Genomic DNA, 24,131 nt, shown 5'->3' on the forward strand with positions numbered 1-24,131 from the left:
TGGGTCGTGTGCTCGTGATTTTAACTGCCCCGGGGGTTCTCGGTGTGGGGGTTGTGTTTGGGGGGGGGGCCCCCCCCCCCACTCCCGCACGCTCATCGCCCCGCGCGCTCATCCCCCTGCCTGCTCGTCCCCCTGCCTGCTCATCCATGGGGGCTCATCCCCGCACGATCAGCCCCGCATGATCAGCCCCGCATGATCAGCCCCGCATGATCAGCCGCGCGCGCCCGGCTCCACACCCCTCGCGCGGCCGACGGCGCTGAGCACCGCCCGCACGCCCGCCGTCAGGACCGACGCGTCGCGCCCGGCGCCCCAGCGCACCTCGTCGCCCACCCGGGCCTCCACGTAGGCGACCGCGTCCGGGCCCGACCCGACGGCGTGTTCGCTGAAGTGCAGGATCTCCACGCCCAGCGCGTCGGCCACCGCGTCCAGCGGGCCGGCGCCCGTGCCCGTCCGGCCGTCGACCTCGGCCCGGTCGCCGGTGACCGTCCACGCCCACGGCGGCGCCGCGTCCAGGTACTCGGCGCGGAACAGCGCGTACAGCTCCTCCCCCGTCACCTCGCGCCCGCTGTCGTCCGTCGCCTCCTGCACGACGCGCGAGAACTCGATCTGGAGCCGCCGGGGCAGCTCCAGCCCGTGCCCGGTCTGCAGGAGGTAGGCGATCCCGCCCTTGCCGGACTGGCTGTTGACCCGGATCACCGCCTCGTAGTCTCGCCCGAGGTCCGCCGGGTCGATCGGCAGGTAGGGCACGTCCCACGGCGCCTCCCGCTCCGGCACGCCCAACCCGGCGGCCACCTCGGCGTGGTGGGCGAGGCCCTTCCTGATGGCGTCCTGGTGGGTGCCGGAGAAGGCGGTGTGGACGAGGTCCCCGGCGTACGGGTGCCGCTCGGGCACCGGCAGCCGGTTGCAGTGCTCGACGGTGCGCCGGACGGCGTCGATGTCGGAGAGGTCGAGCATCGGGTCGACGCCCTGGGTGTGCAGGTTCAGCGCGAGCGTCACCAGGTCGACGTTGCCGGTGCGTTCGCCGTTGCCGAACAGGCAGCCCTCGACGCGCTGCGCCCCGGCCAGGACGGCGAGTTCGGCGCACGCGACGCCCGTGCCGCGGTCGTTGTGCGGGTGGACGGAGAGGACGACCGACTCTCGCCGCTCCAGGTGGCGGTGCAGGTACTCGATCTGGTCGGCGTAGACGTTGGGGGTGGCGATCTCGACGGTCGCGGGCAGGTTGTGGACCACCGGGCGGTCGGGGCTCGCGTCCCACAGCGCGGTGAGGCCGTTGCACACCTCCAGGACGTAGTCCGGCTCGGTCAGGTTGAACACCTCGGGCGAGAACTGGAAGCGCACGCCCTCGCGCCCCTCGGCCCGCCGGGCCATGTGCTCGGCGGCCCCGACGATCAGCTCGCGCACCTCCTCCCGGCCCCGGCCGAGGACGACGTCCCGCCAGACCGGGGCGGTCGCGGTGTAGAGGTGGACGACCACCCGCGGCAGGCCCTCGACGGCCTCGAAGGTGCGGTCGATGAGGTCGGCGCGGGCGGCGGTGAAGACGACGATCGTGACGTCCTCCGGCACCGCACCCGGCACGGTGGCGAGTTGGCGCACGAAGTCGAAGTCGGCCCGGCTGGCGGAGGGGTAGCCGACCTCGATCTCCTTGAAGCCCATGGCCAGGAACAGGTCGAACATCCGCTGCTTGCGCGCCGGGTCCATCGGCTCGGCGAGTGCCTGGTTGCCGTCGCGCAGGTCGACGGGCACCCACAGCGGGGCCCGCTCGATCCGCTGCCCGGGCCAGCGCCGCAGCAACGCGGGCACGTGGACCCGCTCGTGGGCGGGACGGTAGCGGTGGGAGGGCATCGTGCCGCCGCGCTGGGGGTTCCAGGCGGGGGCGCCGGCCGGGACGGGACCGGCCGGGGCGCGCAGGGTCGTCGTGTGACGGGGCGTTGCGTGACTGGGCGTCGCGTGACGGGGCGTTGCATGGGAGGGCGTCGTGTGAGGCGGCGTCGCGTGAGAAGTGGGCGTGCGCGGGGTCGGGACGGGCATGCGGGGTCCTTCGGTGAGTACCGGTGACCGGCAGGACGACGCCCCGCAGCGGGGTGCCGGTCCGGTCAGACCCCGCTGCGGCCGCCGAGGAGGAGACGCCGCTGCTGCATGGCCGGTAGACTAGCCACACCACAACTCCTCAGACAACCTGACAGGTGAACGCGATGTCCCCGATCGGCCCCCTGCGCCCCTCCCCCCTGGCCGAACAGGCCGCCGCGCGGATCGAGGAGCAGATCACCTCCGGACACTGGCCGGTCGGCGGCAAGCTGCCCGGCGAGGTCGCGCTGGCGAAGGAGCTCGGCGTCGGCCGCTCGACCGTCCGCGAGGCCCTGCGCGCGCTGGCGGGGGCCGGCCTCGTGCAGAGCCGCCAGGGCGCGGGCGTCTTCGTGACCGCGGACCGGCCGGCCGGGGACTGGGCGACCCGGCTGCGCCGGGCGGAGCTCGCGCACGTCTACGAGGTCCGCACGATGGTCGAGGTGCAGGCGGCCCGGCTGGCGGCGACCCGGCGGACGGACGCCGACCTGGCCGCCGTCGACACCGCGCTCGCGGCACGACTCGCGGCCGGCGCGGCGGACGACGCGGCCTTCGTCGACGCGGACATCGCGCTGCACACCGCCGTCGTGGCGGCGGCTCACAACCCGGTGCTGGACGACCTGTTCGCCCAGTTCGTCCCCGTCCTGAGGGAGCACCTGGTCGCGCTCGTCGGACTGCTGGGGCTCCGCGCCGGGGACCCGGACCACGGCCACGACGCCCACGCCGGCCTCGTCGGGGCGCTGCACCGCGCGGACGCCGAGGAGGCCGGACGGGTGCTCGCGGAGGAGCTGGAGGCCACGCGGGCGCGGCTGCTCGGGACCTGATGGCATGTCCGCGATGGACGTCACACACTCTTCACGCGGGCGCCACCTTCCGGGCGGCCACGTCCATGACACTGGGCCGCACGGCTCCGAACAGGTGTCGTTCGCTGACGAACGGTCAACGGGGAGATGACATTGTGTCGAAGCGGTGCGTGAGCACCGTCCAGACGGCGAACGGGCTTTCACTCCAATAACACGGTATGACTAGTATCGCTTCGTCAAAAAGCCCGCCCTAAGGAGTCAGCTCTGCGCGCGCGTGCGAATCGGCGGCCCCCGACGCCGAAGGCCCCCCGCAGGCGTCCGCGCCTGTCCCTGCGGACGGCGCTGCTCGTCCTGGCCGTCGTCCCCAGCATCGCCCTCGCCCTGCTCTGGGCGGTCACCAGCGGCGAGACGCTCTCCTCCTTCCAGCGGCAGGCCGCCCAGGGCATGCTCGCCCAGAAGGCCGGCCAGCCGTCCAACATCGTCTACTACAACCTCCAGGAGGAGCGCCGGCTCAGCGCCGAGGCGCTCGCCCGGCCCGGCGCCAACGCCGACCAGCTGCGCAGGCAGCGGCAACTGACGGACGACGCGGTGCGCCAGTTCCAGGCGCTCTCCGGCGAGACCGCCGACGAGGCCCCCGCCGAGGTGCGCACCGCCGTCGCCGAGGCCCGCCAGGCGCTCGGCCGGCTCGGCGAGCAGCGGGCCGCCGTCGACCGCGCCACCATCGACCAGCAGTCGCTGTACGCCTACTACACCGACCTGATCGCCGTGGACCTGCGGCTGTTCACCGCGCTCAGCCACGTCGACACCGGTGAGATCACCTGGATCTCCAAGACCCTCGTCAACGCCTTCTGGGCCAAGGAGATGCTCGCCCGCGAGGACGCGATCCTGGCCCGCGGCTGGCCCTCCGGGCGGCTCGGCGTCGCCGAGTACCAGCAGGTGCAGGAGGCGATCGGGGCGCAGGACCACCTGTTCGCCGTCCAGATCGCGCCGTACGTCCCCGCCGCGGAGGCCCCGGCCTGGCACGACCTGATGAACAGCCCGTCCTGGCAGGCCAAGACGGCCGTCGAGCAGGCGCTGACCAGGCCGACGGCCGCCGAGCCGGGCGGCGCCACGGTCAAGCTGCCGCCGATGCAGGACCAGTGGCGCCAGGCCGTCGACCAGGTCAACCCGCAGCTCGTCAAGGCGATCGAGACCCGCACCGACGGCGTGGTCAAGGTCGGCCTGGACTCCATCGTCTCGCTCCTGACCACCGTCGTGCTGACCGCCGTCGTCGGCCTGGTCGCCGTCGTCGGGATCGGCATCGCGAGCTGGCGCCTCAGCCGCTCGCTGCGCCGCCGGATCAAGGAGCTCCAGACCCAGGCCGAGGCACTGGAGCGCACCCTGCCCGAGGTCGTGGAGCGCCTCGGGCGCGGCGAACAGGTCGACGTCGAGGCCGAGAGCCGCGCGATCACGGCCGCCGCCGGCACCCTGCGCGGCGGCGGCACCGACGAACTCGCCACCCTCGGCCAGGCGCTCAACGCCGCCCGCACCTCCGCCCTGGAGACCGCCGTGCGGCAGGCCGAGCAGCACCGCGGCTTCGAGCGGCTGCTCCAGCGCATCGCCCGCCGCACCCAACTGCTGATCGGCCGCCAGCTACGGCGCCTGGACGAGCTGGAGCGCAAGCACGAGGACCCGGAGGTCCTGGAGGGCCTGTTCGACCTCGACCACCTCACCGCGCGCCTGCGCCGCTACGAGGAGAACCTCGTCATCATGGCCGGCGGCCAGCCGCAGCGGCGCTGGCGCAAGCCCGTCCCGCTGCTGGACGTGCTGCGCGCCGCGCAGGGCGAGGTGCAGGACTACCGGCGGATCATGCTGGACGTCGAGGGTCACCCCTGGCTCTCCGAGCGGGCCGTCGGGCCGGTCGCCCACGTGCTCGCCGAGCTGATGGAGAACGCCACCACCTTCTCCAAGCCGCCGACGCCGGTCGAGGTCAGGGCCGCCATGGTCGGGCGCGGGCTCGCGGTGGAGATCGAGGACCGCGGCCTCGGCATGGACCCGGAGCAGTACGACGCGGCCAACGCGCTGATGCTCCGCCCGCCCGCCCGCATCGACGTCCTGGAGCGCGGCGACGACATCCGCCTCGGCTTCCACGTCGTCGCCCGGCTGGCCGCCAACACCGGCCTGAAGGTCGAGTTCCGCCCCTCCGCGTTCGGCGGCACCCGGGTGGTCGTCCTCGTGCCGTCCGAGCTCGTCATCGACGGCGACGCCGGGCTGCCCGACGCCGCCCACGCGCCGGCCGCGGCCGCCGGGCCGATCCCGCTCGTGCGGCGCTCGCGCAAGGCGCTGATGACGGCGTCCAACGAGGCGCCCGAGGCGCGGCCGGTCCACGCGCTCTCCCCGGCGGACTCCTTCGGGGTGGCCGGCGGGGGCCACGCCCCGGCCGGACCCGCCGGGTCCTCCGGGCACACCGAGTACGCCGGGCACGCCGAGCCGGCCACCGGGGCACCAGCCGGGGCAGCGGTCGGGGCGTTCGAGCCCGCAGGCCGGCACGCCGCACCACTCGCCGTGCCGGACGCCGCACCACTCGCCGCGCCGCAGGGCGGCCCGTCTCCCGACCCGTACGCCGATCAGCACGCCGACCCGTACGCCGACCCGCACGCCGCTCACCACCCCGGCCGGCGCAGCGCACAGCACGCCGACCAGCCGATCGAGCACAGCTCCCCGGCCCCGGACACGGCCCTCGACCAGGCGCCCTCGCACGACGCGCCCGCCAACGAGGCCCACGACGCCCCCGCCTACCCGGACATCGCCTACGCCCTGGTGACGGACGCCGAGGCCCCGTACGCCGACGAGCAGTACCGCCCGGCCGACCACTACCGGCTGGCCGAGCGGCGCCGCCGCCGCGAGTACGCCTCCGCCGTGCCGCTCAGCCCCGCCGACGGCCACCAGCCGCCGCTGCCGCAGCGCATCCGCCAGGCCAGCCTCGCGGCCGAGCTGCGCGTCCCGCCGCCGCCCGGCGAGCAGACGGAGCCCCAGCGGCCCGCCCCGGCCGCCCCCGTGGCGGACGGGCAGCCCGCCGGCGGCCCGTTCCAGCGCCCGGTGCGCCGCTCCGGCGCCACCATCGGCGCCTTCCAGCGCCAGTCCCGCGCCGCCCGCGCGCAGGGCCTCCAGGGCGGCTCCCAGGACAGCGGCGAGACCCCCCTCCCCCGGACCGCCACCCCGCCGGTTCCCCCCACCGCCCCGGCCGGCTCCCCGACGCACGCACCGGAGCCCTCCCCCTGGGCGCTGCCGGCCGCGGACCCCCGAACGACACGAACGGATGACCAGTCATGAACCGCACGATCGCCACCCACCAGGACATCGACTGGCTGCTGGACGGACTCGTCGACTCGGTCCCCGGGACCAGGAACGCCGTCCTGCTCTCCGACGACGGCCTGGTCGTCAGCCACTCCCGCAGCATCGAGCGCGCCGACGCCGAGCGCCTGGCCGCCGTCGCCACCGGCCAGCAGAGCCTGGCCCGCGGCGTCGGCCAGCTCTTCGACGGCGGGCCGGTCCACCAGGTGATCGTCGAGCTCGCCGAGTGCTGGCTGTTCGTCATCGCCGCCGCCCAGGGCACCCACCTCGCCGTCGTCGCCTCCCAGGAGGTCGACGCCGAGGTGATGTCGGTGGCCATGCACACCCTGGTGCAGCAGGTCGGCCAGAAGCTCGGCACCCCCGTCCGCGGCGAGGCCGCCCCCGGCTCGTTCGACGCCTTCGCCGCCCGCCGGCCCGGCGCCACCGGACGGGGCTGACGCGGGTGGGCCCGCACTGGAGCGAACTCGACGACGAGGACGACGACTTCGCCGCCGGGACGATGGTGCGCCCGTACACCATCACCCGCGGCCGCACCGCGCCCGAACGCGACGACCTCACCCTGATCACGGTGCTCACCACCGACGAGGAGGAGGCCGCCCGGGCCCTCGCGCGCAGCCGCGGCGGCGTCCGCGCCCTCCAGCCCGAACACCGGGCGATCCTCGACCGCTGCCGCCGCCCGGCCGCGGTCGCCGAGGTGGCGGCCAGCCTGGACCTCCCGGTGTCGGTCACCAAGATCCTGCTCGGCGACCTGATCGCCCAGGGCCTGCTGCGGGCCCGTGCGCCGCTCTCGGTGGCCCGGGCCGCCGGCGGCGCGGACCTCGGCCTGCTCACGGCCGTACGCGAAGGACTCCGGAGACTGTGACCATGGCAACACCCCACCCCGCGGCCCCCGCCGCCGTCAAGATCCTCATCGCGGGCGGCTTCGGCGTCGGCAAGACCACCCTCGTCGGCACGGTCAGCGAGGTCGCCCCGCTGCGCACCGAGGAGTACCTGACCAAGGCCAGCGTCGGCGTCGACGACCTGGCCGGCGTCGACCAGAAGGACACCACGACCGTCGCGCTCGACTTCGGGCGGATCACCGTCAGCCCGGAACTCGTCGTCTACCTGTTCGGCACCCCCGGCCAGGAGCGCTTCTGGTTCATGTGGAACGACCTGGTCAACGGCGCCCTCGGCGGCATCGTCATCGCCGACACCCGGCGGCTGGACACCAGTTTCGCCTCCATCGACTTCTTCGAGAGCCGGGGCATCCCGTTCGTGGTCGCGATCAACTGCTTCCACGGCCACAACACCCGCACCCCCGACGAGATCCGGGCCGCGCTCGACCTCGACCCGCAGGTGCCGATGCTGATCGGCGACGTCCGCGAACGGGCCTTCGGACGGGACCTCCTGCTCGCCCTCGTCGACCACCTGATGGACCTCGCCGGTACCGCCGCCCCCGTCGGCTGATCCGGCTCGCCCTTCACTCCCTGGAGCCCCGCATGACCTCTCCCCTGCGCGTCCTCATCCACGGCGGCGGCATCGGCGGCCTCACCCTCGCCACCGCCCTCGCCCGGCGCGGCCACCACGTCGACGTCGCCGAACTGCGCGACGGCCTGGAGGCGCTGGGCGTCGGCATCATCCAGCCGTCCAACGCCCTGCACGTGATGCGCGAGATCGGCGTCCTGGACGCCTGCCTGGCCGCCGGCTTCGAGTGGGAGGTGCTGACCATCTGCGACCCGGCCGGCGCCACCCTCGCCCGGATCCCGCAGCCCCGCATGGGCGACGCCCCCGCCAACAACGGCATCCCGCGGCCCGCCCTCGCCGAGCTGCTCGGCGCCGCCGCCACCGCGGCCGGGGCCCGCCTGCGCTTCGGCACGACGATCGCCGAACTCGCCGACGACGCCGACGGCGTGGACGTCACCCTCACCGACGGCCACGGCGGCCGCTACGACCTCGTGGTCGGCTTCGACGGCATCGGCTCGCCGCTGCGCAGGCGCCTGTACGGGGAGAAGTACCCGCCCGAGTACACCGGCTTCGCCAACTGGCGTGTCACGCTGCCGCGTTCGCCCGAGGTGCGGGGCGTCGTGATGTCCGCCGGGAACCTGGCGGCCAAGGCGCTGCTCACCCCGATCAGCACCGAACTCATGTACCTGGGCTCGGTGTTCGCCGAGCCCGAGGACTTCAGGCCGGACCCGGAGCGCGCCCACGAGCAGCTCGCCGAGCGCCTGGCCGGCTTCGGCGGCCCCGTCGCCGAGGCCCTCGCCCAGGTCACCGACCCGGCCGCGGTGGTCTACTCGCGCATCTCCCAGGTGACCGTCGAGGAGCCCTGGCACATCGGACGCGTCGCCCTCGCCGGCGACGCCGCCCACGCCAGCACCCCGCACCTCGCCCAGGGCGCGGCGATGGCCGTCGAGGACGCGCTCGTGCTCGCGCTGAGCCTCGACGCCGCCGACTCCGTCGAGGCCGCCCTCACCGCCTGGGAGGAGCGCCGCCGCCCGCGCGCGCTCTGGGTGCAGGCGCTCTCCCGCGCGATCCTCAAGCAGGAGACCGGAACGCCCACGACGCCGGAGGAGGACGAGCTGCTGAAGGTCGGCATCCCGGGCGCGGCGCACGTGCTCGTCAAGCCGTACTGAGGACCCGCCGTACTGACGACCCGCCGCGCCGACGACCCGCCGTACTGACGGCGGTCCGGTTCACGGTCGGGCGGTGACGTCCCGGCGGCGGTCCCAGACCACCGCCGAGATCCGCGCGACCAACCGGGCCGCCGGGTCGTCCGTGCCGTGGCCGGAGGCGAGCGGGCCGGTGTAGCAGACGGCGATCAGGTAGGGCGGGCAGTCGTCCGGGTAGACGACGCCCACGCTGTGCCGGGCGCCGGTGACCCAGCCGTTCTTGAACGCGATCCGGGTGCCCGGCGGCAGTCCGGCCGCGAGGTCCACCCGGTAGGCGTTGCGCTCCAGGAGGGCCAGCAGCTCGGGCTCGCCGTCCAGGGAGCGCAGGAGCCGGACGAGGTCACGGGCGGTCACCAGGTTGTCGACACCGGCCTCGCGCGCGGCGGCGTCCTCGATCCCGCGCGGGGTGGCGCTGTGCGTCGCCCCGGCCCGCCGCCAGACCCCGGCCACCGCCTCGGGGCCGACGGCGGCGAGGCACAGGTTGGTGGCGAGGTTGGAGGAGTGGGTGATCATCCGCTCGGCGAGCGTACGCAGCGGCGCGGTGCCGCCGAGGAGCTCCCAGGGCAGCTGATCGCCGTCGCCGTCACGGGAGTTGGCGAACTCGCCGCCCACCGCCGAGTCGAACCGGTTCACCACGGGCACCTCGGCGTCCAGGTCGACGCCGCTGCGGTGCAGCGCCGCGAGCACGGCGACCTTCATGGTGCTCGCGGCGTAGTGCCGCACGTCTGCCGCGCGCCTGAACACCGGCTCACCGCTCCCCCAGGGAGCCACCACCACAGACAACATCCGGCAAGCGTAGGCCCGGGGGCGGCCGGCGGCGAACAAAAAACAGCTGACAGATAACAGATTTCAAACTCTGTTATCTGTCAGCTGTTATCTGTTATCTGTCACCCGTCAGCTGTCGGTACGTCAGCTGGTCGGGCGCGGGGACGGGAGGGCGGCCGTGCCCGCGAGGAGGGGCCATTCGCGGTGGAAGGGCGGCAGCGGGAGCTTGCCCTCGATGATCGGGGTGCCGAAGATCTTCAGGTGCGCGGTGAGCGCGCCGTTCAGGTCGATGCCGCCGACCACCGACCAGTTGCCCTGCGCCTGCGGGGTGCCGCCCGGGACGTCGGCGCTCAGCGAGCCCTCCGCCTTCGCGCTCAGGTAGGGCGCGACGGTGGTCTCCACGCCGACCGTGTCGTACAGGCCGACGCTGGCCTCGGCGCCGAGCGCGGCGCGGACGCCGGCCTTGCCGTTCAGCCGCAGGTGGACCGGGGAGACCTTGGTGTCGGCGGCGTCGCTGATCGGGGCCCAGCCCTTGCCGCCGGTGTAGTCGGCGCGCACCGACCACGTGCCGGTGGCCTCCTGCTCGGCCTCCACGTGGACCTGGCCGTCGGCGCTGATCTCCAGGTAGCAGGTGAGGCCGAGGTTGACCACGACGGGCAGGCCTGCGACGGTCAGCACCGGGCTCGCCTGGAGCTTGGCGAACGGCAGCCGCACGGGCGCCGCGCCGGTGCTGCGGGCGAGGTCGCCGGTGACCTTCCAGTGGGCGTTGGCCCCGAGGTCGAAGCCGATGGACGCCGTGCGCGGGCTGCCCGCGGCGGCGCCGTGGTAGGCGAAGTGGACGGCGGGGTGCAGCTGGAGGGAGCCGGTCGCCGCCACGCTCGCGCCCTCGGGCAGCGGGATCGGGGCGTTGACGTCGACCTCCAGCGTGCCGGAGGCGTCGGCCTGCACGCCGCCGGAGCCGGCGCCGACGGTCGCCTTGAGGTCCTTGACCAGCGGCGTCACCTTGATGCCGTGCGGGTCGACGGCGACCTTGCCGTCCGCCTCGGTGCCGCCGAGCAGTTCGGCGAGCGTGGCCGGGCGGGTGGCGAGCTTGATGCTGTCGCCGGCGCCGGGCTGGACGCCGGTGACGGCGACGAGCGCGCCCTGGGGCGCGGCGGCGGTCGGCGGGCTGGCGATCAGCGCACCGGGCTGCACGGCGGCAGCGGCGCTCGCGGACGCGCTCGGCGAGGCCTTCGACGGCGCGGCCGACGGGGCGCTCGGGCTCGCGGTCGGCGCGGCCGTGCCCGGGGCTGCCGTGCCCGGGGCAGCCGACAGGACGGCCGTGCCGCCGGCCGGGTCGTACGCCGTGAGCTGGAGGTTCTTCGCGGTGGCGGTGACGGCGCCACCGTCCTTGCCCGGCGTGCCGATGGCGGCCTGCTGGGCTCCGGCGGGGGCCGCCGCGACGGTCGCGGCCGCCGTCGGGCGTCCGGTCGGCGCGGCGGCAGCCGTGGTGGCGCGGGCGCGCGGGGCGCCGGAGGTCGGGGCGACACCGGCCGGACCGGTGTCGGTCGCCGTGGCGGCGACGGGGGTAGCGGCCGGCTCGGTGGCGGCCTGGGGAGTACCGGTGGACGTCGGCCCGCACGCGGCGACCCCGGTCAGGACGAGGGTGAGGAGGGCGGGGCGGACGGCCCTGCCTATCGAGCTGTTGAACACGCGGCGCCATGTTACTGACGGGGAATAATTTTGTCGAAGACAGGCCAAGTCGGGTAAGGGGCCACTGGTTCGGCGGGCGGCTCACCCCAGCCCGGCCCACCTTCGCCCAGCCCAGCCCGGCCCGGCTCAGCTCAGCCCAGCCCAGCCCAGTCGGGCCCACCTCAGCCCAGCCCGAGCCCGGCTCAGCCCAGCCGGGCCGCCGGCAGCCGGTCGGTGTCCAGCGGCCGGAGGTCCGCGGGCGCCGCGAGTTCCTCCAGGTAGTCGGCACGGGGCAGCGGCACCGCGCCGAGACTGCGCACGTGCGGGCCGTCCCACTGCGCGTCGAGGAGCCGGCCCCCGGCGGCGGTGAAGCGGGCGGCGAGGTCGGCGACGGCGACGCGGGCCGCGTCGGGCCGGCGGTGGAACATCGAGTCGAGGCTGAGGACGGGCCCGGCGGCGACGCCGAAGACCCCGCCGATCAGCTCCTCCCCCTCCCACACCTCGCCGCTGTGGGCGGCGCCGAGCGCGTGCAGCCCGGCCAGACCGTCGAGCAACTCGGCGACCAGCCAGGCCGGCTGGCGCCCCTCGGCGCACCGCGCGAGGACCTCGCCGAAGGCCAGGTCGGCGCTGGTCCACCACCCGAGCCGGTTGCGCAGCCGGCGCGCGAGCCGCTGCCCGAGCCGGACCCCGCCGGGCCGGATGACGGGCCGGGGGTCGGGCGACCACCAGGCGACGGCGTACGGGTCGTCGCCGCCGAGCAGGGCGATCTCCCCCGCCTCGACGGCCTCCTCGAACCGCGCCTCGTTGTAGGCGATCGCGAACTCGTCGGCGGCCGGCAGGGGGAAGAGCCCGCACCGGTAGGCGGCGAGGATCTCCTCGGCCCCGAGCCCCGCCCCAAACGCCACCGGCCCGTCGCCGGGCGCGGCCCGCAGGTCCACCCCGGCGAAGGCGTTCACGCTCCCGCCCCCAGGTACCCGTCCGCCTCCAGCTGCCCGAGGTAGAGGTCGAGCAGTTCGGCGTCCACCGCCGGGAGCCGGATGCCGCTGCCCGCCAGCGCCGCCTCGGTGTGCGTCCGGTCGAAGCGCGGGAAGGTCGGCTGGAAGTACATCTCGCTGATCGACATCGCCGCTCCCGGGGCCCGGTCGACGAACAGCGGGACGAACGGGGCGATCGGGTGGGTCGGGTGCGCGGCGGCGTACCGGACGAGGCCCTGCACCCAGTCCCGGTACGGTATCCGGGCCACCGGGTAGCCGCGCACCCGGAGCCGTTCGGCGAGGTCGGAGAGGTCGGCGGGCAGGGGCGAGGTCACGTGGTACACCTCGCCGTCGGCGGGCGCGTGGGCGGCGATGTGGACGACCGCGCGGGCGAAGCGGTCGGCGGGGACGTAGTCGAGCGCGAGCCGCACGTCGGGGCAGGTGCCGCTGTCCGCCAGGTACTTGATGAGCGCGCACATCTCCGTCCCGTGGTTCATGACGCCGGTCGTCAGGTCCCCGGTGACGTCGTTGGTGCGCAGCACGGTGACGGGCAGTCCGGCCGCGGCGGCGTTGTGCAGCAGCTGTTCGGCCACCCACTTGCTCTCCACGTACCCGACGCCCAGCCGGTCCGGGTGCGCGAGCGGCGTCCGCTCGGTGACCTCGCGGATGCCGGCGGCGCCGAACCCGGCGATGACGGCGAGCGTGGAGAGGTAGTGCACGGGAACGCCCCGGCTGAGCCCGGCGAGGCGGACGACCTCGCGGGTGCCGCCGACGTTGGGGCCGCGCAGCTGGTGGTAGGGGTAGATGAAGTTGACCTGCCCGCCGAGGTGGTGGACGGCGTCCAGGTTCTGCGCCATCCAGTCGAACTGACGCTGCGTCATGCCGAGCAGTGGTTCGCCGAGGTCGCCGACCACCGGCACGACCCGGGCGTCCGCCAGGTCGTGGCGCAGGAAGCGCTGCTGGGTGGCGCGCAGCCGTTCGAGGGCGTGTTCCTCGTCGGGGGCGCGGACCAGGCAGTGGATGCGGGCGCCGGTGGTGGCGAGCAGGGCGTTCAGCAGGTGGGCTCCGCAGAAGCCGGTGGCGCCGGTGAGCAGGATCTCGGCGGGTTCGGCGCGGCAGGGCGCGGGGCGCCAGGACTGGCCGACGGGGTGGCCGAGTTCGGCCTCGGCGGCCCAGTCGACGGCGGTCTCGCGGGAGCCGGTGCCGCCGGCCCGCGCGTCCCGTACGGCGGTGGCGAAGGCGCGCAGCGTGGCGTCGCGCAGGAGGGCGCGGGTGAGGGCGCGGATGCGGGTGACGTCGATGCCGAAGACGAGGCGGGCGCGGGCGAGCATCTCCATGGCGAGCAGGGAGGTGCCGCCGAGGGCGAAGAAGTCGTCGGCGGGGTGGACGAGTTCGACGTCGAGCAGTTCGGCCCACAGGTGTCCGACGGCGTCCTCGACCGCGCCGGCGGCGCCCGGCCCGGCGCCCGTTCCGGGGCTCGCGACGGCGCCCGCGGTGGAGTTCGTGACGGCGCCGCCGGTGACGGAGCTCGTGGTGGAGCTCGTGGTGGAGCTCCGGCCGGCCCCGCGCGCCTGCGGCTCGGCCTGCGGGAGGCGGCGGCGGTCGATCTTGCCGGCCGGGGTGAGCGGCATGGCGTCCAGCGGCACGAAGGAGGCCGGGACCATGTACGCGGGCAGCCGCTCGGCCAGGTAGGCGCGGAGGCCGTCGCGGCGCCCGCCGTCGGCGGCGGCGTGCTCGGCGAGCGTGTAGTAGGCGGTGAGGCGGCGGGGGCCGCCGGCCGGGTCGCCGTCGGCGGCGACCCGGGCCTGCCGGACGTCGGGGTGGCCGGCCAGGACGGCCTCGATCTCCGCCGGGTCGACCCGGTAGCCGTGCACCTTGACCTGGTCGTCGAAGCGGCCGAGGATCTCCAGCTGCCCGTCGGCCCGCCAGCGTCCGGCGTCGCCGGTGCGGTACATCCGCTCGCCGGGGACGGCGGCGTACGGGTCGGGCAGGAACGATTCTGCGGTGAGCCCGGGGGCCCGCCAGTAGCCGCGGGCGAGGCCGGGCCCGCCGAGGTGGATCTCGCCCTTCTCGCCGGGCCGCACGGGGCTCATCCGGGCGTCGAGGACGTGCACCCGCACGCCCGGCAGCGGCCGGCCGATCGGTACCGGCGCCGCCGCCGCGGCCGCGCCGCCGTCCAGCACCGCGGGCGTCACCTCGCACAGCGTGGAGGTGACGGCCGCCTCGGTGACGCCGTACGCGTTGACCAGCCGGACGCCGGGCAGCCGCTCCAGGCAGGTGCGGCAGTCGTCGGCGTGCACGACGTCCCCGCCGACGACGATCAGCCGCAGCGCCCGCGGCCCCGGCCCGCCGGCGGGGAGCAGCGCGAGCACGTGGTGCCAGTAGGCGGGGGTGAGGTCGGCGACGGCGAGGCCGAGTTCGCGCAGCCGGGCGACGAGTTCGAAGGGCGCCCAGGTGCGGCTGCCGCCGAGGACGAGGGTGGCGCCGGAGAGCAGGGCGGCGAGCACCTGTTCGAGGGCGGTGTCGAAGCCGAGCGCGGCGAGCTGCAGGACGCGGTCGCCGGGGGTGAGGCCGTAGGCGTGGATGACGCGGTCGAGCGTGAAGACGAGCGAACGGTGCGTGACCGGGACGCCCTTGGGGGTGCCGGTGGTGCCGGAGGTGTAGATCAGGTAGGCGAGGTCGTCGGGGGCCGCGGCGTCGGGCACGGGGCCCTGTGCCGCCGGGCCGTCCAGCGGGACGGTCTCCACCCCCGGCACCGCGCCGATCGCCACCCGCGCCCCGCAGTCCTCGACGAGCCGGGCCTGCCGCCGCTCCGGGTTGGCCGGGTCCAGCGGCAGGAAGGCCCCGCCCGCCTTGAGCACCCCCAGCCACGCGACGACCAGGTCCGCGCCGCGCGGCAGGCAGACCGGCACGACCCGCTCCGCCCCGACGCCGCGGGCCTGCAGTGCGGCCGCCAGCCGGTCGCTGCGCCGGTCCAGTTCGCGGTAACTCAGCGTGGTGTCGTCGGCGATCACCGCGACCGCCTCCGGGTCGTGCGCGGCCCGCGCCCGGAACAGCCCGTGCACGGTGCCCGCGAAGCCGGCGGGCGGCCGGGCTGCGGTGGCCTCATGGCCTCCCGGCCGCCCGGAGGCCGCGAACCCGAGGTCGTCCGGCCGCCATTCCCGCTCGACGTGCGCACGGCACTCGGCCCGCCCGGCCGGCCCGAAGACGCGCCGCCAGCCGCCCGGAACCGTCAAGTCGCCGGGCCAGATCGCATACTGACCGTTGTCATTGCGGACCACGGCGTGACGGCCGGGGCTCGCTTCCTTCGGTGCGCCCTGTGCGCTGTCGACTGCGTCGTCCACCGGCTTGACCTCGTGGTGTGGCGGCAGAATGCTGGGAGGTGCGACATTTCCGACTATACGCACTCACGGCACATTGGGAACGTCCGGTGGCGATCCGCCGGAAGTCCCGGCACCGGACGGGACCGGGCGCCCCAGGATCGGACGCCCGGCGACCGGGCGTCCGGCGACACGCGCGCCCCCGTCACGCGCTCCCGCCCCAGCGGCGGGGTGAAGTCGCGGAGGAGGTAGCCTCGTTGACACGCCGGCGACAACGCCTGATGGTCGGTTACCTGCTGTGGATGGTGGCCTTCGTCTCGGCCTACTACTCCGACCCCTCGCAGCGGATCGTCTGGTGGACGGGCATCGGGCTGGGCGGCGTGGCCGCCATCGTCATCGGTGTCCGCCTCAACCGCCCGTCCCACGCGCTGCCCTGGTACCTGCTGGCGCTCGCGAACCTCAGCTTCACCGCGGGCGAGGTCGTCCAGGCCGTCCAGTTGCAGATCCTGCACCTGAACAACCCGTTCCCGTCGGTGGCCGACGGCTTCTACCTCGCCGAGTTCGTGCTGTACGCGGCCGGCGTGCTGGGCTTCATCCGCTGGCGGACGGCCCATCAGGACCGCGCGGGCCTGCTGGACGCCCTGATCCTCACCATGGGCCTCGCCCTGCTCTCCTGGATCTACCTGATCCTCCCGTACGCCCGGAACGCCGACCTCGACTGGTTCCCGAAGGCCGTCTCCATCGCCTACCCGCTCGGCGACGTCGTCGTGCTCGCCCTGCTGCTGCGCCTGCTGACCCCGCGCGGCGGCAACAGCCGCTCCCTGCAGCTGCTCACCGTCGGCACCCTCGGCATCCTGACCTCGGACGTCCTGTACGGGCTGATCCAGCTGCACGGCACCTGGCGCATCGGCGGGCCGGTCGAACTCGGCTGGGCCGCCTTCTACACCGCGTGGGGCGCCGCCGCGCTGCACCCGTCCATGGTCGAGCTGACCCGGCCGGTGCCCACCCAGCAGCCCGACCTCGGCCGCGGCCGGCTCGCGCTGCTCACGCTCGCCTCGCTGATCGCCCCGGCGATCCTGATCATCGAGTCGCTGAACGGCAACACCAGCAACGCGGGCGTGATCGGCGCCTTCTCCGCCCTGCTCTACCTCCTGGTCCTGGCCCGCCTCGCGGTCGTCGTGGTGGCCCGCCGGCAGGCCGTCGGCCGCGAGCGCGCACTGCGCGTGGCCGGGGCCTCGCTCACCGCCGCCGTCACCGTCGAGGAGGTCGCCGACGCCGTCCAGGCCGCCGCCTCCACCCTGATGCCCGCCGAGGCCGGGCACGTCGCGCTGCTCGCCGTCACCGAGGGCGGCGTCCTGCACGTCCGGCACGCCGAGCGCGGCGCGGCCCGGCACACCGCCGCGGAGCACCCCGGGGGCCCGGACGAGGTGCTGGCGCTCGCCGCCTACCGCGAGACCCGCCTCCTGCCGGTCGAGGACATCGGCAGCGGCCTCGCCACCCGCCCCGACGGCATGCCCTCCGCGCTCCTGTGCCCGCTCACCCTCGCCGAACGCCCCTCCGGCGACCCGCTGATCGGCGCGCTCATCGTCACCGGCACCGAGCAGGAGCTCACCAGCCTCTGGGGCTCGCTGGAGATCCTCGCCGCCCAGGCGGCCCTGGCCGTCGAGCGCGTCATGCTGAGCCGGGAGATCATCCGCCGCAACAGCGAGCTGTACTTCCGCACCCTCGTGCAGAACGCGAGCGACGTCATCCTGATCCTCGACGCCGACGACGGCATCCGCTACGCCTCGTCCTCGGCCGAGCGCGTCCTCGGCTACCCGGACCTGGAGGGCACCCAGTTCACCGAGCTCGTGCCGCCGGAGGACAGCCGGGCCGTCGGCAAGGCGCTGGCCCGCATGCGCGGGCCCGCCGACCGGTCGGGGGCACCGGAGCACGCCGGCGACCGGCCCCGCGAAGCCCACCGCGAGCAGCAGCGCGACCACCACTGGCGGCTGCTGCGCACCGACCGCACCCCCATCGAGGCCGAGGTCCGCCACACCGACCTCCGCAGCGACCCGACCGTCGGCGGCCTGGTGCTCACCCTGCGTGACGTCACCGACCAGCGCCGCATGGAGCGCGAGCTCACCCACCGCGCCTTCCACGACTCGCTCACCGGCCTCGCCAACCGCGTCCTGTTCCTGGACCGGGTCGGCCACGCGCTGTCGCGCGGCGAGCGCAGCGGCGCCGTCACCGGGGTCCTGTTCATCGACCTCGACGACTTCAAGGTGGTCAACGACACCCAGGGCCACGCGGTGGGCGACGAACTGCTGGTCGCCGTCTCGCTGCGGGTCTCCACCGCGCTGCGCTCCTCCGACACCGCGGCGCGCCTCGGCGGCGACGAGTTCGCGGTGCTGGTGGAGGACGTGCTGCGCCCGGACGATGTCGACGCGATCGCCGAGGGCGTGCTGTCGGTGTTCGCCGAGCCGTTCAAGCTGAGCGCGGGCTCGGTGCGGGTGACGGCGAGCATCGGCGTGGCGACGACCGAGGACAGCGTGGACGCCGCCGAGCTGCTCACCCACGCCGACCTCGCGCTGTACTCGGCGAAGGCGGCCGGGCGCCGCCAGTCCTGCCACTACCAGCCGGCCTTCCAGGCCGGGCTGGTGGAGCGGCACGAGCTGAACGAGAACCTGGACACCGCGATCGCCGAGTCCGCGTTCAAGCTGTACTACCAGCCGATCGTCGACCTGCGCACCGGCGACCTGGTCTCCTTCGAGGCCCTGGTCCGCTGGCCGCACGACCGGCGCGGCATGGTGCTGCCCGACGAGTTCATCGCCCTCGCGGAGGAGAGCGGCCAGATCGTCCCGCTCGGCGCGTGGGTCCTCGAACGCGCCGCCCAGGAGGCCGCCGCGTGGCACGCGGTGAGCTCCGCCGCCCGCGCCGCCACCGGGCGGCCGCCGCTGCGCGTCAACGTCAACGTTTCCGCCCGGCAGTTCCGCGACGCGGGCTTCGTCGACGTCGTGCGGCACGCGGTCGCGACCTCCGGGATCGACCCGCGCACGCTCGTCCTGGAGCTCACCGAGTCGGTGCTGATGCGCCGCGACGAGCGCGTCCACGACGACATGACCACCCTCTCCGGTCTCGGCGTCGGCATCGCCATCGACGACTTCGGGACGGGCTACTCCTCGCTGTCCTACCTGCGCGAGTTCCCCATCTCGATCCTGAAGATCGACAAGTCGTTCATCGACGGCCTCGGCTCCTCGCAGCAGCAGTACGCCCTCGTCGAGGGCATCGCCCGGATCGCCGACACGCTCGGCGTCCAGGTGATCGCCGAGGGCATCGAGCACCCCGAACAGCGCGACCTGCTCGCCGCCATGGGCTGCCCACTCGGCCAGGGCTACCTCTTCGCCCACCCGCTCACCTCCGAGCAGGCGCGAGCGCTCGTGCGCACGACGACGAACGAGCCTGCGCAGCCGGGAGCCCGCTAGGACACTCCCGAGCGCCACGGCACTAGGCGGTGAACGCGGTGCGCAGCGCTGCGGCGAGGGCGGTCAGGAGCGGCAGGGTCGGCGCGGCGTGGCCGGCCTCGATCGCACGGATCTGACGCACCGTCAACTTCGTTCGCTCCGCCAGGTCTTCGACGGAGATCCCGAGGGCGGTGCGGCGCTCGCGGACCGCGTGGGCGAGGTCTGCGGCCGGGTCGCCGGCCGGGTGGGCGGGGAAGTCCTCGATCGGGCGTCTCGGCTCGCTCACGGCGTCTCCTCGTCGGCACGCGTCGTCGGCACGCGCACGCGCGGCGGTTCGGCGCACAGCGTGGCACACCGCCGGGTCCGGGCGTTCGAAGCGGCGGTCAAGAATTCTTGACCGCCGCTTGGGAGTTCGGGCACTTGACGGCCTGGCCGCCCCTTCCGCCGAGCGGATCACGGGCGGCCCCGGAACCGCGCGACGCCACCCGGCCGCCGACGCGCCCCCGGGCGCCGTACCCGTCGCCGCCAGTGCGCCCTTACTGTGGCAGAACGGGCTGCGTGCGCTCAGGAGGCCACTGTGGACGGGGAGTTGCTCTGCGGGGAGACGTACGCCGACGGCTGCGGGCGGGCGCTCGCCGCGCCCGCCTGGTGCCATGAGGGCGAACGCCCGGCCCTGCGGGACGGCCTGCCCGACGAGGTGCTGCGCACCCTGGCGGCGAGCACCTCGTCGGCCGTCCGCCTCGCCGTCGCCCGGTACGCGACCGCACCGGCCGACGTCGTCGACCGGCTCGTCACCGACCGCCACGAGGCCGTCCGCGTCCACGCGGTGACCCGCACCCGCTCCGAACGCGCCCTGTACCAAGCCGCCCTGCGCGGCAGCCGGCCGGTGCGCAACGCCGCCGCGGGCAACCCGCACACCCCCGCCGCCGCGCTGCAACGCCTCGGCGGCGACCCGGACGTGGAGGTGCGGATCTCGGTCGTCACCAACCCGGCAGCTCCGCCCGCACTCGTCGACGCGGCCGTCCGCGACCCCCACCGGTACGTCCGCTGGTGGGCCCTCGCCCGCACCACGGACGCCGCCCTCCTCCGCACCGCCGCGGCCTCCGCCTACCGGCGCGAACGCGAGTGGGGCGCCGGCAACCCGCACTGCCCGCCCGACGTCCTGGCCAGGCTCGCCCGCGACCGCAGCCCGCGGGTCCGCGCCCGGGTCGCCGCCAACCCGGCCTGCCCCGCCCACCTGCGCCTCCAACTGGCCGAGGACGCCGACCGGTAGAGGTCCGCTCCCGGCCGATCCGAAAGACACGCCCCGGTGCCGTGGCCGGATAGGCTCGGCCCATGCTGCTCCGGCACCTCATCGGCTGGCCGATCTTCCTCGTCGGCCTGGGCCTCCTCGCCCACTCCCGCAACGTCCCCCGCGCGAAGACGGCCGCCGGCGGCAGCGACTGGCGCTGGGCCCTGCCCGGCTTCGTCGTCGCCATGGCCGGAATGGTCGTCATCGGCTGAGCGCCGCCGGCTCAGACCGCCGCGGGCTGGGTGCCGGACGTGCCGCCGGACCGGGTGGTCGTGGGCAGGGTCGGGGGCGTGGTGCTGCCGGCCGTGGAACCGAGGGTGCGTTCGGCCTTGGCCACGGCGGTGCGGTACTGGAAGGACGCCTCCTGGGAGCCCGCGTCCTGGCGCTGGAAGAAACCGAAGACCATCGCGACCGTGCCGAAGCGCTCGATGCCGATGTAGGCGTTGAGCTGGACGCCGGCCAGGGTGCCGTCGAGGCGGACGGCGGGGGCGTCGGGGCGGTCGCCGAGGGTCACGGGGGCGACGGTGAAACTCACCGAGTCCTCGGTGCCCGCGTTGAAGGTGATCTGGTGGCAGGTGCGGAACGCGTCGGTGGCGGTGTTGAAGTCGGTGGTGAGCTTGCCCGCGTCCTCGGCGGTGAGGTTCTCGGTCACCATCGGGTTGCCGTCCTCGCCGTCGAGTTCGGCCTCGACGTGCGGGCTCCCGGGCGTCGGGGTGGCGTCCGCGTGCATGTTGATGAGCGCGCTGAGGGCGTCGCAGCCGCTGGCCGGGGAGGGGTTCTCGCCGGGGGCGGGGCTGCTGGTGGTGGGGACCTCGGTGTAGCCGGGGCCGACGTCGTCGACGGTGAGCAGCGCCGCCTTGAGCTGGTCGGCCGTGGGGAGGTCCTGCGCCGGCGCCGCGGCGGCCACGTGGGCCGGGCCTAAGACGACCGCCGCGACGAGCGCTGCGGCGGTGAGGGCGTGGAGCGGCCTGGAGTGAGACATGCGGGCCCCCGGTCGAGAGTTCGGGCAGGGACAGGCCACCAGTGTCCCACCGGGGTCGGCGGGGAGCGCGCGGGGACGGAAAGCCGCAGGTCAGTCAGCCGGCAGCGCGCCCAGGGTCGCGGTGAGCCACTCCACCCAGAACGTCTCCAGACCGATGCCGGCCCGCAGCACGGCGTGCTGGAGCCGGTTCTCGTCGTCGGCGCGTTCGGCCGGGAAGTCGTGCTGCTCGATCCGCAGGTAGTCGGCCAACTGCGCCTGGTGAAGGGCGAGATGCCGCCGGAGCTCGGCGTCGAGACCGGCGGAGCCGACGACGGCCGCGGCGCGCAGCCGCAGCAGCAGCGGTTCGCGGACGGCCCGCGGGTCGGAGCCCTCGGCCGTCCAGCGTTCGAGCTCGGCGCGGCCGGCCGCCAGCACCTCGTACTCCTTCTTCTGGCCGCGGGCCGGGCCGGCCTGCGGGAGGGCCCGGATGTGTCCGGAGGCCTCCAGCCGGCCCAGCTCGCGGTAGATCTGCTGGTGGGTCGCGGGCCAGAAGAAACCGATCGACTTGTCGAAGCGCCTGGTCAGCTCCAGTCCCGAGGAGGGTCTCTCCAACAGGGCGGTGAGGATGGCGTGGGGCAGCGACATGCGGTCGATCCTAGGGGCCGTTCGCGACTACAGCGCCGCCGCCAGCTCGGTGCCCTGCTTGATGGCCCGCTTGGCGTCGAGTTCGGCGGCCACGTCGGCGCCGCCGATCAGGTGCGGGGTGCGGCCGAGGGCGCGCAGCTCGGCGTCGAGGTCGCGGCGCGGTTCCTGGCCGGTGCAGAGCACGACGGTGTCGACGGGCAGGAGCTGGCGCTCGCCGTCGATGGTGACGTGCAGTCCGGCGTCGTCGATGAGGTCGTAGGTGACGCCGGCGACCATCTTGACGCCGCGGTGCTTGAGTTCGGTGCGGTGGATCCAGCCGGTGGTCTTGCCGAGTCCGGCGCCGACCTTGGTGGTCTTGCGCTGGAGCAGGTGCACCTGGCGCGGGGGCTTGGGCTGCTCGGGCCGGCGCAGGCCGCCGCGCTCCCGGTACTCCGCGTCGATGCCCCACTTGGCCTGGAAGGCGGGCGGGTTGAGGCTGGCGGCGTCGCCCTGGTCGGTGAGGTACTCGGCGACGTCGAAGCCGATGCCGCCGGCGCCGAGGATCGCGACGCGCTCGCCGACGTGGGCGCCGTCGCGCAGGACGTCGAGGTAGCCGACCACGCTGGGGTGGTCGACGCCGGGGAGGTCGGCGGGGGTGCGGGGGGTGACGCCGGTGGCGAGGACGATCTCGTCGAAGCCCTCGGCGGTGAGCTGTTCGGCGGTGACGACGGCGCCGAGGCGCTGGGTGACGCCCAGCTCGGCCAGCCGGGTGCGGTAGTAGCGCAGCGTCTCGTCGAACTCCTCCTTGCCGGGGATGCGGCGGGCGATGTTCAGCTGCCCGCCGATCGCGTCGGCCGCGTCGAACAGCGTGACGTCGTGGCCGCGTTCGGCGGCCGAGACGGTGAACGCGAGCCCGGCCGGGCCGGCCCCGACGACGCCGATGCGCTTGCGGAGCTTGGTCGGCGAGAGCACGAGCTCGGTCTCGTGGCAGGCGCGCGGGTTGACCAGGCAGGAGGTGATCTGGAGGTTGAAGGTGTGGTCGAGGCAGGCCTGGTTGCAGCCGATGCAGGTGTTGATGGAGTCGGCGCGGCCGTCGGCGGCCTTGGCGACGAAGTCGGCGTCGGCGAGCAGCGGGCGGGCCATCGACACCAGGTCGGCGTAGCCGTCGGCGAGCAGTTGCTCGCCGATCTCCGGGGTGTTGATGCGGTTGGTGGTGACGAGCGGGATGCCGACCGAGCCCATCACCTTCTTGGTGACCCACGCGAAGCCGCCGCGCGGCACCGAGGTGGCGATGGTGGGGATGCGGGCCTCGTGCCAGCCGATGCCGGTGTTGATGATGCTCGCGCCGGCCGCCTCGACGGCCTGGGCGAGCTGCACGACCTCGGCGAGCGTGGAGCCGCCGGGCACGAGGTCGAGCATGGAGAGGCGGTAGACGATGATGAAGTCCTGGCCGACCCGCTCGCGGACCCGGCGGACGATCTCGACCGGGAAGCGCATCCGCCGCTCGTACGGCCCGCCCCACTCGTCCTCGCGCCGGTTGGTGGCCGCGACGACGAACTCGTTGATCAGGTAGCCCTCGGAGCCCATGATCTCGACGCCGTCGTAGCCGGCGCGGCGGGCGAGCTCGGCGCAGCGCACGAAGTCCTCGACGGTCTGCTCGACCTGCTCGGCGGTGAGCGCGTTCGGGACGAACGGGCTGATCGGCGCCTGGAGCGCGCTGGGGGCGACGAGGTCGCGGTGGTAGGCGTAGCGGCCGAAGTGGAGGATCTGCATCGCGATCCTGCCGCCGGCCGCGTGCACGGCGTCGGTGACGACGCGGTGCTTGTCCGCTTCCTCCTCGGTGGTGAGCATCGCGCCGCCCTCCCAGGGGCGCCCGGCCTCGTTGGGGGCGATGCCGCCGGTGACGATCAGGCCGACGCCGCCGCGGGCGCGCTCGGCGTAGAAGGCGGCCATGCGGTCGAAGCCGTCGGGGGCCTCCTCCAGGCCGACGTGCATCGAGCCCATCACCACGCGGTTGGGCAGGGTGGTGAAGCCGAGGTCGAGCGGGCTGAGCAGGTGGGGGTAGGGGCTGCCGGGCGTGGCGCTCATCGACGTCTCCTGGAGGGCGGGGGTGCTCTGGTTACCGCAGGGTAGGGGACGCCCGGAGCCATGTGCAACTAGTTGCATAATGGCGCGGCGGTATCGTCCTGGCACGGGCAACGCCGGAGCAGTCGAATCATTCGAAGCAGTCGAGCAAT

At 74.7% G+C, this 24,131-nt stretch carries 18 protein-coding genes; 9 read left to right on the forward strand and 9 right to left on the reverse strand.

Features of this window, described 5'->3' with window-relative positions:
* Positions 1-210 precede the first annotated feature (210 nt).
* On the reverse strand, positions 211-2,028 hold the full coding sequence (locus tag ACFXDE_RS20785) for a 2-isopropylmalate synthase (RefSeq protein ID WP_380496189.1): 1,818 nt from the start codon (positions 2,026-2,028) through the stop codon (positions 211-213).
* Between the two features lie 164 nt (positions 2,029-2,192).
* Between ACFXDE_RS20785 and ACFXDE_RS20790 the strand changes: the two genes are divergently transcribed.
* The 6 genes from ACFXDE_RS20790 to ACFXDE_RS20815 all read left to right on the forward strand — a co-directional run bounded on the left by ACFXDE_RS20790 (position 2,193) and on the right by ACFXDE_RS20815 (position 8,809).
* Entirely contained in the window at positions 2,193-2,885 is a 693-nt protein-coding gene (locus ACFXDE_RS20790; RefSeq protein WP_380496191.1) for a FadR/GntR family transcriptional regulator, read from the forward strand.
* A gap of 423 nt (positions 2,886-3,308) precedes the next feature.
* Entirely contained in the window at positions 3,309-6,176 is a 2,868-nt protein-coding gene (locus ACFXDE_RS20795) for a nitrate- and nitrite sensing domain-containing protein (RefSeq protein WP_380496193.1), read from the forward strand.
* Complete coding sequence (locus tag ACFXDE_RS20800; RefSeq protein ID WP_380436067.1) at positions 6,173-6,634, forward strand: roadblock/LC7 domain-containing protein; 462 nt, start codon at positions 6,173-6,175, stop codon at positions 6,632-6,634. Before ACFXDE_RS20795 ends, ACFXDE_RS20800 begins: the two co-directional genes overlap by 4 nt.
* Before the next feature lie 5 nt (positions 6,635-6,639).
* Entirely contained in the window at positions 6,640-7,059 is a 420-nt protein-coding gene (locus ACFXDE_RS20805; RefSeq protein ID WP_380496195.1) for a DUF742 domain-containing protein, read from the forward strand.
* 2 nt (positions 7,060-7,061) lie between these two features.
* The gene (locus ACFXDE_RS20810) at positions 7,062-7,643 is read left to right on the forward strand and encodes an ATP/GTP-binding protein (protein ID WP_380436063.1); all 582 of its coding nucleotides are present in this window, start codon (positions 7,062-7,064) and stop codon (positions 7,641-7,643) included.
* A 32-nt stretch (positions 7,644-7,675) separates the two neighbouring features.
* Positions 7,676-8,809 (forward strand): FAD-dependent monooxygenase, encoded by a 1,134-nt coding sequence (locus tag ACFXDE_RS20815; protein WP_380436061.1) that lies wholly within the window; start codon positions 7,676-7,678, stop codon positions 8,807-8,809.
* Between the two features lie 60 nt (positions 8,810-8,869).
* Here the strand turns inward: ACFXDE_RS20815 and ACFXDE_RS20820 are convergent, their stop codons facing one another.
* From ACFXDE_RS20820 to ACFXDE_RS20835, 4 genes are all read right to left on the reverse strand, one after another.
* Positions 8,870-9,589, reverse strand: a complete 720-nt coding sequence (locus ACFXDE_RS20820; protein ID WP_380496198.1) for a serine hydrolase — start codon at positions 9,587-9,589, stop codon at positions 8,870-8,872.
* Positions 9,590-9,754: 165 nt separating this feature from the next.
* Positions 9,755-11,302, reverse strand: coding sequence for a hypothetical protein (locus ACFXDE_RS20825; protein WP_380496200.1), 1,548 nt, complete (start codon positions 11,300-11,302; stop codon positions 9,755-9,757).
* A gap of 182 nt (positions 11,303-11,484) precedes the next feature.
* Positions 11,485-12,237: a leucyl/phenylalanyl-tRNA--protein transferase gene (locus tag ACFXDE_RS20830; protein WP_380436055.1), complete on the reverse strand. Its 753-nt coding sequence runs from the start codon at positions 12,235-12,237 to the stop codon at positions 11,485-11,487.
* Complete coding sequence (locus tag ACFXDE_RS20835; RefSeq protein ID WP_380496202.1) at positions 12,234-15,599, reverse strand: amino acid adenylation domain-containing protein; 3,366 nt, start codon at positions 15,597-15,599, stop codon at positions 12,234-12,236. Before ACFXDE_RS20835 ends, ACFXDE_RS20830 begins: the two co-directional genes overlap by 4 nt.
* A 233-nt stretch (positions 15,600-15,832) precedes the next feature.
* Between ACFXDE_RS20835 and ACFXDE_RS20840 the strand changes: the two genes are divergently transcribed.
* Positions 15,833-19,039 (forward strand): putative bifunctional diguanylate cyclase/phosphodiesterase, encoded by a 3,207-nt coding sequence (locus ACFXDE_RS20840; protein ID WP_380496204.1) that lies wholly within the window; start codon positions 15,833-15,835, stop codon positions 19,037-19,039.
* A gap of 22 nt (positions 19,040-19,061) precedes the next feature.
* On the opposite strand, the gene ACFXDE_RS20845 is transcribed toward ACFXDE_RS20840, so the two are convergent.
* Positions 19,062-19,304, reverse strand: a complete 243-nt coding sequence (locus ACFXDE_RS20845; protein ID WP_380496207.1) for a helix-turn-helix domain-containing protein — start codon at positions 19,302-19,304, stop codon at positions 19,062-19,064.
* A gap of 291 nt (positions 19,305-19,595) precedes the next feature.
* On the opposite strand from ACFXDE_RS20845, the gene ACFXDE_RS20850 reads away from it, so the two are divergent.
* Both ACFXDE_RS20850 and ACFXDE_RS20855 read left to right on the forward strand, forming a co-directional pair.
* On the forward strand, positions 19,596-20,291 hold the full coding sequence (locus ACFXDE_RS20850) for a hypothetical protein (protein WP_380496209.1): 696 nt from the start codon (positions 19,596-19,598) through the stop codon (positions 20,289-20,291).
* A 62-nt stretch (positions 20,292-20,353) separates the two neighbouring features.
* Positions 20,354-20,521, forward strand: a complete 168-nt coding sequence (locus ACFXDE_RS20855; RefSeq protein WP_380436045.1) for a hypothetical protein — start codon at positions 20,354-20,356, stop codon at positions 20,519-20,521.
* 11 nt (positions 20,522-20,532) lie between these two features.
* Here the strand turns inward: ACFXDE_RS20855 and ACFXDE_RS20860 are convergent, their stop codons facing one another.
* From ACFXDE_RS20860 to ACFXDE_RS20870, 3 genes are all read right to left on the reverse strand, one after another.
* Complete coding sequence (locus ACFXDE_RS20860; RefSeq protein WP_380496211.1) at positions 20,533-21,291, reverse strand: hypothetical protein; 759 nt, start codon at positions 21,289-21,291, stop codon at positions 20,533-20,535.
* 90 nt (positions 21,292-21,381) lie between these two features.
* Entirely contained in the window at positions 21,382-21,915 is a 534-nt protein-coding gene (locus tag ACFXDE_RS20865; protein ID WP_380496213.1) for a PadR family transcriptional regulator, read from the reverse strand.
* Positions 21,916-21,942: 27 nt separating this feature from the next.
* Positions 21,943-23,982, reverse strand: coding sequence for an FAD-dependent oxidoreductase (locus ACFXDE_RS20870; RefSeq protein WP_380496217.1), 2,040 nt, complete (start codon positions 23,980-23,982; stop codon positions 21,943-21,945).
* Positions 23,983-24,131: the final 149 nt, after the last annotated feature.

Source organism: Kitasatospora sp. NPDC059408, from assembly GCF_042751525.1.
Lineage (GTDB): Bacteria > Actinomycetota > Actinomycetes > Streptomycetales > Streptomycetaceae > Kitasatospora.

Bases quoted from the DNA above. Each gene is read 5' to 3' on its own strand.
- ACFXDE_RS20810 (WP_380436063.1), top strand. From the start codon at position 7,062: ATGGCAACACCCCACCCCGCGGCCCCCGCCGCCGTCAAGATCCTCATC.
- ACFXDE_RS20855 (WP_380436045.1), top strand. From the start codon at position 20,354: ATGCTGCTCCGGCACCTCATCGGCTGGCCGATCTTCCTCGTCGGCCTG.
- ACFXDE_RS20785 (WP_380496189.1), bottom strand. From the start codon at position 2,028: ATGCCCGTCCCGACCCCGCGCACGCCCACTTCTCACGCGACGCCGCCT.
- ACFXDE_RS20815 (WP_380436061.1), top strand. From the start codon at position 7,676: ATGACCTCTCCCCTGCGCGTCCTCATCCACGGCGGCGGCATCGGCGGC.
- ACFXDE_RS20800 (WP_380436067.1), top strand. From the start codon at position 6,173: ATGAACCGCACGATCGCCACCCACCAGGACATCGACTGGCTGCTGGAC.
- ACFXDE_RS20870 (WP_380496217.1), bottom strand. From the start codon at position 23,982: ATGAGCGCCACGCCCGGCAGCCCCTACCCCCACCTGCTCAGCCCGCTC.
- ACFXDE_RS20860 (WP_380496211.1), bottom strand. From the start codon at position 21,291: ATGTCTCACTCCAGGCCGCTCCACGCCCTCACCGCCGCAGCGCTCGTC.
- ACFXDE_RS20790 (WP_380496191.1), top strand. From the start codon at position 2,193: ATGTCCCCGATCGGCCCCCTGCGCCCCTCCCCCCTGGCCGAACAGGCC.
- ACFXDE_RS20865 (WP_380496213.1), bottom strand. From the start codon at position 21,915: ATGTCGCTGCCCCACGCCATCCTCACCGCCCTGTTGGAGAGACCCTCC.
- ACFXDE_RS20795 (WP_380496193.1), top strand. From the start codon at position 3,309: ATGCTCGCCCAGAAGGCCGGCCAGCCGTCCAACATCGTCTACTACAAC.